This window comes from Bacillus cytotoxicus NVH 391-98 (genome assembly GCF_000017425.1).
Classification (GTDB): Bacteria; Bacillota; Bacilli; order Bacillales; family Bacillaceae_G; genus Bacillus_A; species Bacillus_A cytotoxicus.
In genome coordinates this window covers 2,589,493-2,604,483 of the sequence record NC_009674.1, presented here as the reverse complement: position 1 = coordinate 2,604,483, position 14,991 = coordinate 2,589,493, and the positions used below count along the sequence as shown (strand labels likewise).

Below are 14,991 nucleotides of genomic sequence, written 5' to 3'. Positions count from 1 at the left end.
GTTAGTACCTAGTCATAAAAAATGGATGGTGCGGTATGAAAAAAAGAAGAAGTAAAAAAGAAAGACAAGCGTTATTACAACAAACAATAGAAACCAATCCGTTTATAACGGACGAAGATTTAGCGGAACGATTTCAAGTTAGTATACAGACTGTTCGTCTTGATCGTATGGAGTTATCCATTCCAGAGTTAAGAGAAAGAATTAAGCATGTAGCTACAAAAAATCATGAAGAGAATGTGAAATCATTACCGCTTGAGGAAATTGTTGGAGAAATTATTGATATAGAATTAGATAGACATGCAATTTCTATTTTTGAAGTGAAACTAGAACATGTTTTTCAAAGAAATCAAATTGCCCGCGGGCACCATTTGTTTGCTCAAGCAAACTCACTAGCTGTTGCGGTTATTGATGAAGATCTCGCTTTAACTGCAAAGTCTACCATTCGATATATTCGTCCTGTAAAATTAGGAGAGCGTGTTGTTGCGAAAGCGCGCGTTGAGGATGTTGAGAATGATAAAGGACGGACGATTGTCAAAGTGCGGAGCTTTGTTGGAGAAGAATTAGTTTTTACAGGCACTTTTGAAATGTATCGATCTAGTAATTATAGTGAGGAAGGTAACAGTTTATGAAAATCGCAATAGATGCAATGGGCGGCGATCATGCTCCAAAGGCTGTAGTATTAGGAGCAATGAAAGCTATTAAAGAATATTCAGATTTACATATTACATTAGTCGGAAAAGAAGAGGAAATTCGTCAATATTTAACGAACGAAGAGCGAATTACTATCCTTCATACAGATGAAAAAATTGAAGCGACAGATGAACCGGTAAGAGCAGTTCGTCGCAAAAAGCAAGCTTCAATGGTGCTAGCAGCGCAGCAAGTAAAAGAAGGAAAAGCAGATGCTTGTATATCAGCTGGTAGTACAGGAGCTTTAATGGCAGCTGGCTTGTTTGTTGTCGGCCGAATGGAAGGGATTGAACGACCTGCTTTGTCACCTACTATGCCAACTGTTGGTGGAGAAGGCTTTGTTATGTTAGATGTTGGAGCAAATGTTGATGCAAAGCCGATTCATTTATATCAATATGCATTAATGGGTTCTGTATATGCAGAAAAAGTAAGAGGAATTAAAAATCCACGTGTTGGACTATTAAATGTTGGTACAGAAGATGGGAAAGGGAATGATCTTTCGAAACAAGTATTTTCGATGTTAAAAGATGCTCCAATTCACTTTGTTGGGAACGTTGAATCAAGAGATTTATTGCAAGGTGTAGCGGATGTTGTTGTATGTGACGGTTTCACAGGAAATGTGGCACTAAAGTCATTAGAGGGAACCGCACTTGCATTATTCTCTATGTTAAAAGAGCAATTGATGAGTTCATTTACAAGTAAATTAGCAGCAGCAGTATTGAAACCGAAATTGATGACGTTAAAAGATAAAATGGATTATTCGGAGTATGGTGGAGCAGCGCTATTTGGATTAAAAGCGCCTGTCATCAAGGCTCACGGTTCTTCTAATGACCAATCTATATTTAGTGCGATTCGTCAAACGAGAGAGATGGTAGCGAAAGAAGTTATTCCTACAATTTCAAGTGTAATGGAGAAAGAGCCACTCCGATAAGAGGAGGATTTGAAATGGGAAAACTAGCATTTCTTTTTCCAGGCCAAGGTTCACAGGCAGTAGGAATGGGAAAACAGTTAGCTGAAAATAACAAAAAAGTAGCAGAAGTATTTCAAAAAGCGGATCAAGTTTTAAATGAGCCTCTTTCACAAGTGATTTTTGAAGGGCCTCAGGAGAAACTAACATTAACGACAAATGCACAGCCGGCATTACTCACAACGAGTTTTGCAATTTTAACAGCCTTAAATGAATACGATATTACCCCTGATTATGTAGCAGGACATAGTTTAGGTGAATATAGTGCGCTTGTTGCAGTTGAAGCATTAACATTTGAAGATGCTGTTTATGCTGTGAGAAAACGTGGCGAATATATGGAAGAAGCTGTTCCGGGTGGAGAAGGCGCGATGGCAGCCATATTAGGTGCTGATCCGAATATGCTGAAACAAGTTACAGAAGAAGTGACAAACGAGGGGCATGCGGTGCAAATTGCCAATATGAACAGTGTAAAGCAAATTGTAATTTCTGGGACAAAACAAGGGGTAGAGCTTGCTTCTCAAAAGGCAAAAGAAAAAGGAGCGAAGCGAGCGATCCCCCTTCGAGTAAGCGGGCCGTTTCATTCTTCTCTTATGAAGCCGGCAGCTGAAAAATTTAAAAGTGTGTTAAATGAAATTGCAATTCAAGATGCAAAGATCCCCGTTATTGCAAATGTTACAGCAGACTGTATGACAAACAGGGAAGAGATTCAAGAAAAGCTGATTGAACAACTTTATTCACCTGTGTTATGGTACCCATCCATGGAATACATGATTGAGCAAGGTGTAGATACATTTATTGAGATTGGACCTGGAAAAGTACTTGCTGGTCTTATGAAAGCAATTGATTCATCTGTGAAAGTATATACAGTCTATGATGAAGAAACATTAAAAGATACCATTTCAAGTTTGAGAGGAGAAAACGGATGTTAAAAGAGAAAGTAGCACTTGTTACAGGTGCATCGCGTGGAATCGGTCGTGCAATTGCAATCGATTTAGCAAAACAAGGGGCGAAGGTAATTGTAAACTATGCCGGAAATGAGCAAAAAGCGAATGAAGTTGTAGATGAAATCAAGAAAATAGGATCATTTGCAATTGCGGTAAAAGCAGATGTTGCGATTGCAGATGATGTTACAAATATGGTAAAACAGGCAGTAGATACGTTTGGACAAATCGATATTCTTGTGAATAATGCTGGAGTAACAAGAGATAATTTGTTAATGCGTATGAAAGAAGAAGAATGGGATACAGTTATTAATACAAACCTAAAAGGTGTATTCCTATGTACAAAAGCTGTATCTCGCTACATGATGCGCCAACGTTATGGACGCATTATTAATATTGCATCTGTTGTAGGCGTGACTGGAAACCCAGGACAAGCAAACTATGTAGCTGCAAAGGCTGGAGTAATCGGTCTGACGAAGACATCAGCTAAGGAGTTAGCAAGCCGAAATATTACAGTAAATGCAATTGCTCCTGGATTTATTACGACTGATATGACAGATGTATTAGATGAAAAGGTAAAAGAAGAAATGTTAAGATTAATTCCTGCTGCTCAGTTTGGTGAAGCGCAAGATATTGCGAATGCTGTAACATTTTTCGCCACTGATCAATGCAAATACATTACAGGACAAACCCTACATGTTGATGGCGGTATGGTAATGTAAGAAAAGAAATAAGGAAAGAATCGATTTTACCTAGTTTTTTTTGATAATATTTAATATAATACTTGAGGGGAGGTGAATGGAATGGCAGATGTTTTAGAGCGTGTAACAAAAATCATCGTTGATCGTTTAGGTGTAGAAGAAACTGAGGTAGTACCAGCTGCGAGCTTTAAAGAAGATTTAGGCGCAGACTCCCTAGATGTAGTAGAACTTGTAATGCAATTAGAAGATGAGTTTGAAATGGAAATTTCTGATGAAGATGCTGAAAAGATTGCTACTGTTGGCGATGCTGTGACTTACATAGAGAGTCATCTATAATGTTTGAGTGAAGTCCCGTTTTTTGGCGGGGCTTTCTCGGCTTATATCTGGAGGGACCTATGCCGTACCGTAAATATAGAGAAAAAAAATATGAAGCAAAATATCGTGAAGCTTTTAGAGCGTTTCAACAAAAATTAGGTATTACATTTACAAATGAAAAATTATTAATTCAAGCATTTACGCATTCATCGTATGTGAATGAGCATCGAAAAAAGCCACATGAAGATAATGAACGCCTTGAGTTTCTTGGCGATGCTGTATTAGAGTTAACTGTATCACAGTATCTGTTTCAAAAATATCCGACAATGAGTGAAGGGGAGTTAACAAAGCTGCGTGCAGCTATTGTTTGTGAGCCATCTCTTGTGCGTTTTGCCAATGAACTATCATTCGGTAGCCTCGTCTTATTAGGAAAAGGAGAAGAAATGACAGGCGGACGTGAACGACCAGCTTTATTAGCGGATGTCTTTGAAGCGTTTATTGGTGCCCTTTATCTTGATCAAGGATTAGATACAGTTTGGGGATTTTTAAAAGAAATTGTATATCCGAAAATTAACGAAGGTGCTTTTTCTCATGTGATGGATTATAAGAGTCAATTGCAGGAATTGATTCAACGTGATGGTAGCGGCAATATAGAGTACCAAATCTTACAAGAAAAAGGACCTGCTCATAATCGAGAGTTCGTGTCTCGCGTTACATTAAATAGTGTAGCCCTTGGTCTTGGAAGTGGCAAATCGAAAAAAGAAGCAGAACAACAAGCTGCTGCAGAAGCGTTGAGAAAATTAAAAGAACAATCATAAGGAATCCCCCTCATGTAAAGGGGGATTCCTTATGCATAGAGTGAAACTTTCTTTTTTATGTTAAGTGAATAGGAAAGTCTGTGCATAAAATAAGTTTATTTGATTAAATATTGTGTAACAACAGAGAACAGGAGGAAGGCCTTTCGTGTTTTTAAAAAGATTAGAAATAGCTGGATTTAAATCCTTCGCGGAACGTGTTGCTGTAGATTTCGTTCCGGGTGTAACATCGGTTGTTGGTCCGAATGGAAGCGGAAAAAGTAATATTACGGATGCAATTCGCTGGGTACTTGGTGAGCAATCTGCCAAATCATTGCGCGGTGCAAAAATGGAGGATATTATTTTTGCTGGTAGTGATACGAGAAGAGCAGTGAATGTAGCAGAAGTAACATTAACTTTAAATAATGAAGATCAGCGCTTACCGATTGAGTATAATGAAGTATGTGTAACACGCCGTGTTTCCCGTTCAGGCGACAGCGATTTTTTCATTAATAAACAGCCTTGTAGGTTGAAAGATATTATTGATTTGTTTATGGACTCTGGTATGGGCCGAGAGGCATTTTCAATCATTAGCCAAGGGAAAGTAGAAGAAATTTTAAGTAGTAAATCAGAAGAACGTCGCGGTGTTTTTGAAGAAGCAGCAGGTGTACTAAAGTATAAGTTACGTAAAAAGAAAGCAGAAGGAAAATTAGCGGAAACGCAAGATAATTTAAATCGAGTTGAAGATATCATTCATGAATTAAGCAATCAAATAGAGCCACTTGAAAGACAAGCTTCCGTTGCAAAAGATTATTTAGAGAAAAAGGAAGAGTTAGAAAAAGTTGAAGTAGCTCTTATTGTGTATGAAATTGAAGAATTATATAAAAAATGGGAAGCACTTCGTCAACAATTTGGACATAATAAAGCTGAAGAAGTGAAGGTAGCAAGTCACTTGCAAAAAAATGAGACGGAACTTAAAGAGTTACGCGGACAATTACAAGCTATTGATGAATCTATCAATTCCTTGCAAGAAGTTCTTCTCCTTTCTAGTAAAGAATTAGAAAAGCTAGAGGGACAACGGGAATTGCTGAAGGAAAGAAAACAAAATGCAACAACACATTGCGTGCAATTAGAACAGTTAATCATTGAATTAAATGAAAAAGTGCATGGTTATGAAGGTGAAATTGAAGCAAGTACTGAAGAATTAATGAATTTTGCCAAACAAGTGAAAGAATTGGAACAGAAGTTACAAGAAAACGAAAAACTTCTTTCAACATATGAGGAGAATTTAGAGGAACAGATTGAGAATTTAAAAGGTGATTACATTGAACTTTTAAATAAGCAAGCAAGTTATCGTAATGAGCTTGCTATGATCGAAGAGCAATTTAAGCAACAAATCTCTAAAAATCAGCGCCTTGATGAAGAAAATGAAAAATATGTTCAAATGCGTATGCAAATTACAGCAAAAAAGGCGAAAATTGTAGAAAATTATGAGCAAGTAAAAGCGAAAGTCGCTCAAATTGTTCAGGATATACATAAGACAGAAGCTGCACTAGGGAAATGTAAATCGCAATATAGTGAAAATGAATCAAAGTTATATCAAGCCTATCAATTTGTTCAGCAAGCACGTTCAAGAAAAGAAATGCTAGAAGAAATGCAAGAGGGTTATTCTGGTTTCTATCAAGGTGTGCGTGAAGTATTAAAAGCTCGTGACAATACACTTCAAGGGATTGAAGGTGCGGTAGCAGAGCTTCTTACAGTACCGAAGGAGTATGAAGTGGCACTGGAGATTGCACTTGGTGCCGCAATGCAGCATATTGTTGTTCAAACAGAAGAGCATGCTCGTAAGGCAATTACCTTTTTAAAACAAAATAGACACGGGCGTGCGACATTTTTACCTCAAGCAGTCATTAAGAGAAGAGCTTTATCAGTTGATCAGTTGCGTATAATCAATCAACATCCTGCTTTTGTTGGTGTTGCAGCAGAGCTTGTGCAGTACGATCATAAATACGAAAATATCGTTTCAAATTTATTAGGTACAGTTGTTGTTGCAAAAGACTTACGGGGAGCAAACGAATTGGCGAAACAATTGCAATATCGCTACCGTATTGTAACGATTGAAGGCGATGTTGTGAACCCGGGCGGTTCTATGACTGGTGGCGCCGTGAAGCAAGCGAAATCCTCTTTATTAGGACGTCAGCGTGAATTAGAAGAGTGGAATGAGAAACTTGCTGACATGGAAGAAAAAACAATTAAATTAGAAAACTTTGTGAAAGCATTGAAGCAAGAAATTCAAGAGAAAGAAGAAAAAGTGAAAGAATTGCGTCAAACCATAGAAGCTGAACGTGTCATCGAACAGAAATTAAAAGAAGAAGCGAATCAACTTGCGTTAGAAGAGCATCGAATTAATGACCGCTTATCAATCTATGATTTAGAGATTGAAGGCTTTATGCAAGATCAAGTGAAAATGCAAGGACGCAAGGAGGAGCTAGAAGAGATTTTAGCGAACCTTCAGAAAGAGATTCACACACTAGATACAGAAATTATAACTTTAACAAAACAGAAAAGTGAACAGCACTCTTCGAAAGAAAAGGTGCAGGGAGAAATCACTGAGTTAAAAGTACAAGCTGCTGAAAAACAACAGCGCCTATCTAACCAAAAGGAAAAAGTGGAACGCTTAACAAAAGAGAAAGATGAAGCGGAGCGTACCCTTGTTAAAACGAAAGAAGATTTATCGTTCTTAAAGCAAGAAATGACATCAAATTCGAGCGGTGAAGAACAAATTGCAAGTATGATTGAAAAGAAAACATACGATCGAAACCAGACAACAGAATTAATACGTTCGCGACGTGAACAAAGAGTGGAATTTCAAACGCGAGTAGAGCGATTGGAACGCGATGTGAAAGATGCGCAGGGCAAACATAAATATATTTTGGAAATGATAAGAGAGCAAGAAGTTAAGATTAACCGACTCGATGTAGAATTAGAGAATAGATTGCAGCATTTGCGTGAAACATATACGATTTCATTTGAGGCAGCAAAATTAAAATATACAATGACAATGCCTGCGGAAGAAGCTCGTAAAAAGGTCAAATTAATTAAGTTATCAATAGAAGAGCTTGGAACTGTAAACTTAGGTGCCATTGATGAATATGAGCGTGTAGCAGAGCGTCATACATTCTTATTAGAACAGCGAGATGACCTAGAAGAAGCGAAAGAGACATTACACCAAGTGATTACAGAGATGGATGAAGAGATGAAAAAACGTTTTTCTACTACATTCCAATCTATTCGCACGGAATTTCAAGCTGTATTCCGTGAATTGTTTGGTGGAGGAAGAGCAGATTTAGTGATGACCAATCCACAAGATTTATTAAATACAGGGATTGACATTGTTGCGCAGCCTCCAGGTAAGAAATTGCAAAATTTAGGGCTGTTATCGGGCGGAGAACGTGCGCTAACTGCTATTGCCTTGCTTTTTGGTATTTTAAAGGTACGTCCAGTTCCTTTCTGCGTATTAGATGAGGTGGAAGCGGCTCTTGATGAAGCAAATGTGGCTCGTTTCGCACAGTATTTGAAAAAATTTAGCGATGAAACGCAGTTTATTGTCATTACGCACCGAAAAGGTACAATGGAAGAGTCAGATGTTTTATATGGTGTAACGATGCAAGAATCAGGTGTATCGAAGCTTGTTTCTGTTCGTTTAGATGATGGAGAAAAACTTGCAGCAAGTAAATAGAAAGGATGGGAAGAATGAGTTTTTTTAAAAAGTTAAAAGAGAAGATTTCAAAACAAACAGATACTGTGACAGAGAAGTTTAAACAGGGATTAGAAAAAACAAGGAATTCATTTGCTGACAAAGTAAATGATTTAGTGTACCGCTATCGTAAAGTGGATGAGGACTTCTTTGAAGAGTTAGAAGAGATTTTAATCAGCGCTGATGTTGGAGTTACAACAGTAATGGAATTGATCGATCAGCTGAAAGATGAAGTGAAACGTCGTAACATTCAAGATCCGAAAGAAGTACAAGCTGTTATTTCTGAAAAATTGATCGATATTTATAAAGGTGAAGAAGGATTTAGTAATGAAATCAATATGCAGCAAGATCAATTAACAGTTATTTTATTTGTAGGTGTGAATGGAGTAGGGAAAACAACAACAATTGGAAAGATGGCCCATAAGTTTAAGTCAGAAGGAAAGTCTGTTTTATTAGCGGCGGGGGATACATTCCGTGCTGGAGCGATTGAGCAGTTAGAAGTATGGGGCAATCGCGTTGGTGTGGAAGTCATTAAACAAGGATCAGGTTCAGATCCAGCGGCTGTTATGTATGATGCTGTACAAGCAGCGAAAGCGCGTAAAGTAGATGTATTATTATGCGATACAGCAGGACGTTTGCAAAATAAAGTCAACTTAATGAAAGAGTTAGAAAAGGTAAAACGTGTTATTGAACGTGAAATACCAGGAGCTCCTCATGAAGTATTATTAGTAATTGATGCAACAACTGGACAAAATGGTTTAAGCCAAGCGAAAACATTCCGCGAGGCAACAAATGTCACAGGTATCGTTTTAACAAAATTGGATGGAACGGCTAAAGGTGGTATTGTATTAGCAATTCGCAATGAAATGGACGTTCCGGTTAAATTTGTTGGACTTGGAGAACAAATGGATGATTTACAGCAATTTCAACCAGAACAATATGTATACGGATTATTTGCAAATTTAGTAGAAAAAGACGAAGCGTAGGCGAAAAGAAGCGGTATTTCCGCTTCTTTTTTATAAAAATATAGAGATGTTAAGAAAAAAACTTGACACTATTTTAGAGTGCATGTAAACTAATTCATGTAAAGGGAAATCACTTAACAAAGGATGATCCAACATGCTCGAAAAAACAACGAGAATGAATTACTTGTTTGATTTTTATCAATCGTTGTTAACGCAAAAACAAAGAAGTTATATGTCGCTTTATTATTTAGACGATTTATCTCTTGGTGAAATTGCGGAAGAATTTGATGTAAGTCGCCAAGCCGTGTATGATAATATTAAACGGACTGAGGCGATGCTTGAAGAATATGAAGAGAAATTAATGCTACTTCATAAATTTCAAGCAAGGCAGCAACTTGTTGCAGAGCTAAAACAGCTTATCAATGAAGAAGAGCATGTGAATGACAAGATGAAACAAGTTGTTGAAGATATCGAAAAACTAGATTAGGAGGGCGGCAATATGGCATTTGAAGGATTAGCCGACCGACTTCAACAGACGATGCAAAAAATCCGCGGCAAAGGAAAAGTTTCCGAAGCCGATGTGAAAGAAATGATGAGAGAAGTTCGTCTAGCTCTTTTAGAAGCAGATGTTAACTTTAAGGTTGTAAAAGATTTTGTAAAGCGTGTGTCTGAGCGTGCTGTCGGACAAGATGTAATGAAAAGTTTAACACCTGGCCAACAAGTCATTAAGGTAGTACAGGAAGAACTGACAGGGCTTATGGGTGGAGAGCAAAGTAAAATTGCTGTCGCAAATAAGCCACCTACTGTCATTATGATGGTCGGTTTACAAGGTGCAGGGAAAACAACAACAACAGGGAAACTTGCGAATTTGCTTCGAAAAAAGCATAATCGTAAACCAATGCTTGTTGCGGCAGATATTTATCGTCCAGCAGCGATTAAACAGCTTGAAACATTAGGAAAACAATTGGACATGCCTGTATTCTCGCTAGGGGATCAAGTGAGTCCAGTAGAAATCGCAAAACAAGCGATTGCTAAGGCGAAAGAAGAACATCATGATTATGTTTTAATTGATACGGCAGGTCGTCTGCATATTGATGAAGAACTCATGGATGAATTAGCAAAAGTTAAAGAAGTTGCGAATCCTGATGAAATTTTCCTTGTTGTAGATGCAATGACAGGACAAGATGCGGTAAATGTTGCGAAAAGCTTCCATGAACAGTTAGGTTTAACTGGTGTTGTGTTGACGAAACTAGATGGTGATACGCGCGGTGGTGCAGCGCTATCTATTAAAGCGGTAACGAATACACCAATTAAATTTGCAGGTATGGGCGAAAAGCTAGATGCCATTGAACCGTTTCATCCAGAACGTATGGCCTCTCGTATTTTAGGGATGGGTGACGTTCTGACATTAATTGAAAAGGCGCAAGCTACAGTTGATGAAGAAAAGGCAAAAGAGCTTGAGCAAAAAATGCGTACGCTCTCGTTTACACTGGATGATTTCCTGGAACAACTTGGACAAGTGCGTCAACTTGGACCGCTTGATGAGTTATTAGGAATGCTTCCTGGTGCGAATAAAATAAAAGGGCTCAAAAATGCAAAAGTTGATGACAAGCAAATTGGGCATATTGAAGCAATTATTCGTTCTATGACAAAACTAGAGCGAGAACAACCGGAAATAATCAATGCTAGTCGAAAAAAACGTATCGCCAAAGGCAGTGGTACAACTGTACAAGAAATTAATCGTCTCCTCAAACAGTTTGAAGACATGAAAAAAATGATGAAGACGCTGACAGGCATGCAAAAAGGGAAGAAAAAAGGACTAGGTGGATTGAAGTTTCCATTTATGTAAGAGAAAAAAGATAGCTCTGTTAAGAAAAAATACTTTACAAAGCAATAGTCTTTTTGCTAATATAATTATCTGTGTGAAATAAATTCGGAGGTGCTTTATAAATGGCAGTTAAAATTCGTTTAAAACGTATGGGAGCTAAGAAGTCTCCTTTCTATCGTGTAGTTGTTGCAGATTCTCGTTCTCCTCGTGACGGACGTTTCATCGAGGAAATCGGTACTTACAATCCAGTTGCTCAACCAGCTGAAGTAAAAATCGATGAAGAAGCAGCATTAAAATGGTTAGGAAATGGTGCGAAGCCATCTGATACAGTTCGCAATCTTTTCTCTAGCCAAGGTATCATGGAGAAATTCCACTTATCTAAACAAGGTAAGTAATTGAGGTCATGACTATGGAAAGGTTAATCGAAACGATTGTCAAGCCTCTTGTAGATCATCCTGAAGATGTAAAGGTTATGCAGGAATTCCACAGCGGAGAGATAAAGTATCGATTAACAGTACATCCTGAGGATGTTGGAAAAGTCATTGGCAAGCAAGGGCGAGTTGCCAAAGCAATTCGAACTCTCTTGTATTCAGTGGGACATCATAATCATGAAAAAGTAACACTGGAAATTAAATAAGCATAAAAAGGGCGAGGAGTGATTTCCTCTCCCTTTTTTAACATGTAAAGAGAATTTGTATGCTCCGTATATAAAATGGAGATGCTGAATTTATATAGAAGCCAGAGGTGACATACTGTTTATGACAAAATGGTTTAATGTAGGAAAAATTGTAAATACCCATGGTGTGAGAGGAGAGGTTCGCGTCATCTCTCGCACCGATTTCCCAGAAGAGCGATATAAAGTTGGGAATACATTGTACATATGGGGAGAGAAAGGGACTGAACCTCTTCCGGTAAAGGTTACATCTCATCGTCAACATAAAACGTTTGACCTATTAACATTTGAAGGGTATAGCAATGTAAATGAGGTTGAGAAATTTAAAGGTTCCCTGTTAAAAGTACCAGAAGAGCAATTGGGTGAGCTAGCAGAAGGTGAATATTACTACCATGAAGTGATCGGTTGCAAAGTTGTAACGGAAAATGGTGAAGAGTTAGGGACGATTACGGAAATTTTATCTCCTGGTGCGAATGATGTTTGGGTAATTAAGCGTCCAAAAGGACAAGATTTGTTAATTCCATACATTGATGATATTGTATTGCAGGTTAATGTGGAACAAAAACAAGTGACCATTCATGTAATGGAAGGATTGCTATGATGAAAATTGACATTTTAACACTATTTCCAGAGATGTTCACCGGTGTATTTGGGTCTTCCATTTTAAAGAAAGCGCAAGAAAAAGAAGCGGTTGAACTTCGGGTCGTAAATTTTCGTGATTATACAACAAATAAGCATAATAGTGTAGATGATTATCCGTACGGTGGGGGCGCTGGTATGGTATTAACGCCCCAGCCTATATTTGATGCAGTAGAAGATTTAACAAAAGAAACGACACAAAAGCCAAGAATTGTATTAATGTGCCCACAAGGGGAAAGGTTCACACAAAAAAAAGCTGAAGAATTAGCTAAGGAAGAGCATGTGATCTTCGTATGTGGTCATTATGAAGGGTACGATGAGCGCATTCGTGAGCATCTAGTAACGGATGAAATTTCCATTGGTGACTACGTATTAACTGGCGGAGAATTAGCGTCAATGGTCATAACAGATAGCGTTGTACGTCTTTTACCAGGAGTATTAGGAAATCAAAACTCACAAGTAGAAGATTCTTTTAGTACTGGATTACTAGAACATCCACATTATACGCGTCCGGCTGACTTTCGCGGGATGAAGGTGCCGGATGTACTTATGTCAGGAAACCATAAAAAAATTGATGAATGGCGCCATAAGGAATCGTTGCGTCGTACGTATACGCGTAGACCGGATTTACTGGAAGGGCGCGAGCTAACAAAACAAGAAGAAATATGGCTTGAGCAAATAAAAGAAGAACAATAAAAACTTCATATATTTTCTATTGCAACAGGCCTAGCAATATGCTATCATAACATTTGTGCTACTGAAGGCAGTAGCTATATTAACGATGTTCCGCTGTAATTTATGAATGACTTTATAAGAGCATCTGTTTAAAGGAGAGAATTGAATATGCAACAATTAATTGCAGAAATTACAAAAAGCCAATTAAAAACTGATTTACCTTCATTCCGTCCTGGTGACACTTTACGTGTACACGTAAAAGTAGTTGAAGGTACTCGTGAGAGAATTCAGATTTTTGAAGGTGTTGTAATTAAACGTCGTGGTGGCGGAATTAGTGAAACGTTCACAGTTCGTAAAGTTTCTTACGGTGTAGGTGTTGAACGTACATTCCCAATTCACACACCAAGAATCGCGAAAATCGAAGTACTTCGTCGTGGTAAAGTACGTCGTGCTAAGTTATACTACTTACGTAACCTTCGCGGTAAAGCAGCACGTATTAAAGAAATTCGATAAGACATGTATGGGAGCTTGTAAATGCACAAGCTCCCTTTTTCCAATCTATATAGATTTTGATATAATGCGAGCAGCTTATAGAATTGTGGAGGGGTTATAGATGAAAAAGGAAAAAAGTTCGCTTTGGGAATGGATCAAAGCAATTTTGATTGCTGTTGTATTAGCGGGCGTTATTAAGCAGTTTTTCTTTGCGCCAATTCTCGTAGACGGTGTTTCGATGTCACCAACACTTCATGATCGGGATCGAATGATTGTGAATAAAATTGGATATCACATCGGTGAACCGAAGCGTTTTGATATTATTGTATTCCGAGCAACGGAGGATAAGGATTATATTAAACGTGTTATTGGCTTACCGGGTGATGAAATCGAATATCGCAATGATACACTATATGTAAACGGAAAACCTTATGAGGAACCGTACTTAGAGAAACAGAAAAAACAACTTGCTGATGCGCCGCTTACATATGATTTCAAACTTGAAGAAATTACAGGTAAGAAAACTGTTCCAGAAGGTCAACTATTTGTATTAGGTGATAATCGTCGTTTCAGTAAAGATAGTCGTAGCATCGGTACAATTAAAATGGATCAAGTAATTGGAAAAGCAAATGTATTATACTGGCCGTTAAAAGATGCACGTATTGTGAAATAAACAAAAAAGAAGGTGGCAACATGGCAATTCAATGGTTTCCAGGGCATATGGCAAAAGCTAGACGCCAAGTAACAGAAAAGTTAAAGTTAATCGATGTTGTAATTGAATTAGTAGATGCACGTTTACCTTTATCTTCTCGAAACCCAATGATTGATGAAATCATTACACATAAACCAAGGTTAGTTGTTTTAAATAAAGCAGATATGGCGGATGATCGTCTCACTAAACAATGGATTACATATTTTGAAGAAAAAGGTCATAAGGCAATTTCAATCAACGCTCAAGCTGGACAAGGTATGAAAGAGATTACAGCTGCATGTAAAGAACTTGTCAAGGAAAAGTTTGATAAAATGATTGCGAAAGGAATTAAACCAAGAGCAATCCGTGCATTGATTGTTGGTATCCCGAATGTCGGTAAATCGACACTCATTAATAAATTAGCGAAGAAAAATATTGCAAAAACTGGCGACCGTCCAGGGGTAACAACAGCGCAGCAATGGATTAAAGTTGGTAAAGAAATGGAGTTGTTAGATACGCCAGGAATTTTATGGCCGAAATTTGAAGATGAATTAGTTGGCCTTCGTCTTGCAACGACTGGTGCCATTAAAGATTCCATTTTAAACTTACAAGACGTCGCAGTCTATGCTCTTCGTTTTATGGAGAAACATTATCCAGAACGTTTAAAAGAGCGTTATAAATTAGAAGATATTCCAGAAGACATTGTTGAACTATTTGATGCAATTGGAAAAAATAGAGGCTGTTTAATGGGTGGCGGACTTATTGATTATGATAAGACTTCAGAGCTTATTCTTCGTGAACTGCGCGGTGGTAAACTGGGAAGAATGACATTTGAATCACCGGAGGAATTTGCAGAAGAAGCATAA

17 protein-coding genes are annotated in these 14,991 nt (G+C 37.9%); all 17 read left to right on the top strand.

Features of this window, described 5'->3' with window-relative positions; translation table 11 throughout:
- Positions 1-35: 35 nt before the first annotated feature.
- The 17 genes from fapR (at position 36) to ylqF (ending at position 14,991) form a co-directional block, all read left to right on the top strand.
- Entirely contained in the window at positions 36-629 is a 594-nt protein-coding gene (fapR, locus tag BCER98_RS12690) for a transcription factor FapR (protein WP_012094948.1), read from the top strand.
- On the top strand, positions 626-1,618 hold the full coding sequence (gene plsX, locus BCER98_RS12685; RefSeq protein WP_012094947.1) for a phosphate acyltransferase PlsX: 993 nt from the start codon (positions 626-628) through the stop codon (positions 1,616-1,618). Before fapR ends, plsX begins: the two co-directional genes overlap by 4 nt.
- A 14-nt stretch (positions 1,619-1,632) precedes the next feature.
- Positions 1,633-2,583 carry an ACP S-malonyltransferase gene (gene fabD / locus BCER98_RS12680; RefSeq protein ID WP_012094946.1) on the top strand — a complete coding sequence of 317 codons (951 nt, stop codon included), beginning with the start codon at positions 1,633-1,635 and terminating at the stop codon, positions 2,581-2,583.
- Positions 2,577-3,317 (top strand): 3-oxoacyl-[acyl-carrier-protein] reductase, encoded by a 741-nt coding sequence (gene fabG / locus BCER98_RS12675; RefSeq protein WP_012094945.1) that lies wholly within the window; start codon positions 2,577-2,579, stop codon positions 3,315-3,317. Before fabD ends, fabG begins: the two co-directional genes overlap by 7 nt.
- An 81-nt stretch (positions 3,318-3,398) precedes the next feature.
- Complete coding sequence (gene acpP / locus BCER98_RS12670) at positions 3,399-3,632, top strand: acyl carrier protein (protein WP_000786062.1); 234 nt, start codon at positions 3,399-3,401, stop codon at positions 3,630-3,632.
- A gap of 59 nt (positions 3,633-3,691) precedes the next feature.
- A complete protein-coding gene (gene rncS / locus BCER98_RS12665; RefSeq protein ID WP_012094944.1) occupies positions 3,692-4,429 on the top strand; it encodes a ribonuclease III in 738 nt (245 codons plus the stop codon).
- Positions 4,430-4,574: 145 nt separating this feature from the next.
- Entirely contained in the window at positions 4,575-8,144 is a 3,570-nt protein-coding gene (smc, locus tag BCER98_RS12660; protein WP_012094943.1) for a chromosome segregation protein SMC, read from the top strand.
- Positions 8,145-8,158: 14 nt separating this feature from the next.
- A complete protein-coding gene (gene ftsY, locus BCER98_RS12655; RefSeq protein WP_012094942.1) occupies positions 8,159-9,148 on the top strand; it encodes a signal recognition particle-docking protein FtsY in 990 nt (329 codons plus the stop codon).
- A gap of 133 nt (positions 9,149-9,281) precedes the next feature.
- The gene (locus BCER98_RS12650) at positions 9,282-9,614 is read left to right on the top strand and encodes a putative DNA-binding protein (protein WP_012094941.1); all 333 of its coding nucleotides are present in this window, start codon (positions 9,282-9,284) and stop codon (positions 9,612-9,614) included.
- Between the two features lie 12 nt (positions 9,615-9,626).
- Positions 9,627-10,976, top strand: a complete 1,350-nt coding sequence (gene ffh, locus BCER98_RS12645) for a signal recognition particle protein (protein WP_012094940.1) — start codon at positions 9,627-9,629, stop codon at positions 10,974-10,976.
- Between the two features lie 101 nt (positions 10,977-11,077).
- A complete protein-coding gene (rpsP, locus tag BCER98_RS12640; protein ID WP_012094939.1) occupies positions 11,078-11,350 on the top strand; it encodes a 30S ribosomal protein S16 in 273 nt (90 codons plus the stop codon).
- Between the two features lie 14 nt (positions 11,351-11,364).
- Positions 11,365-11,592, top strand: coding sequence for a KH domain-containing protein (locus tag BCER98_RS12635; RefSeq protein ID WP_012094938.1), 228 nt, complete (start codon positions 11,365-11,367; stop codon positions 11,590-11,592).
- 121 nt (positions 11,593-11,713) lie between these two features.
- Entirely contained in the window at positions 11,714-12,229 is a 516-nt protein-coding gene (gene rimM / locus BCER98_RS12630) for a ribosome maturation factor RimM (RefSeq protein ID WP_012094937.1), read from the top strand.
- The gene (gene trmD / locus BCER98_RS12625; RefSeq protein WP_041810489.1) at positions 12,229-12,963 is read left to right on the top strand and encodes a tRNA (guanosine(37)-N1)-methyltransferase TrmD; all 735 of its coding nucleotides are present in this window, start codon (positions 12,229-12,231) and stop codon (positions 12,961-12,963) included. The genes rimM and trmD overlap by 1 nt, the downstream gene beginning before the upstream one ends.
- Positions 12,964-13,110: 147 nt before the next feature.
- Positions 13,111-13,455, top strand: coding sequence for a 50S ribosomal protein L19 (gene rplS, locus BCER98_RS12620; RefSeq protein ID WP_012094935.1), 345 nt, complete (start codon positions 13,111-13,113; stop codon positions 13,453-13,455).
- Between the two features lie 100 nt (positions 13,456-13,555).
- Positions 13,556-14,107: a signal peptidase I gene (lepB, locus tag BCER98_RS12615; protein ID WP_012094933.1), complete on the top strand. Its 552-nt coding sequence runs from the start codon at positions 13,556-13,558 to the stop codon at positions 14,105-14,107.
- 20 nt (positions 14,108-14,127) lie between these two features.
- Positions 14,128-14,991, top strand: coding sequence for a ribosome biogenesis GTPase YlqF (gene ylqF / locus BCER98_RS12610; protein ID WP_012094932.1), 864 nt, complete (start codon positions 14,128-14,130; stop codon positions 14,989-14,991).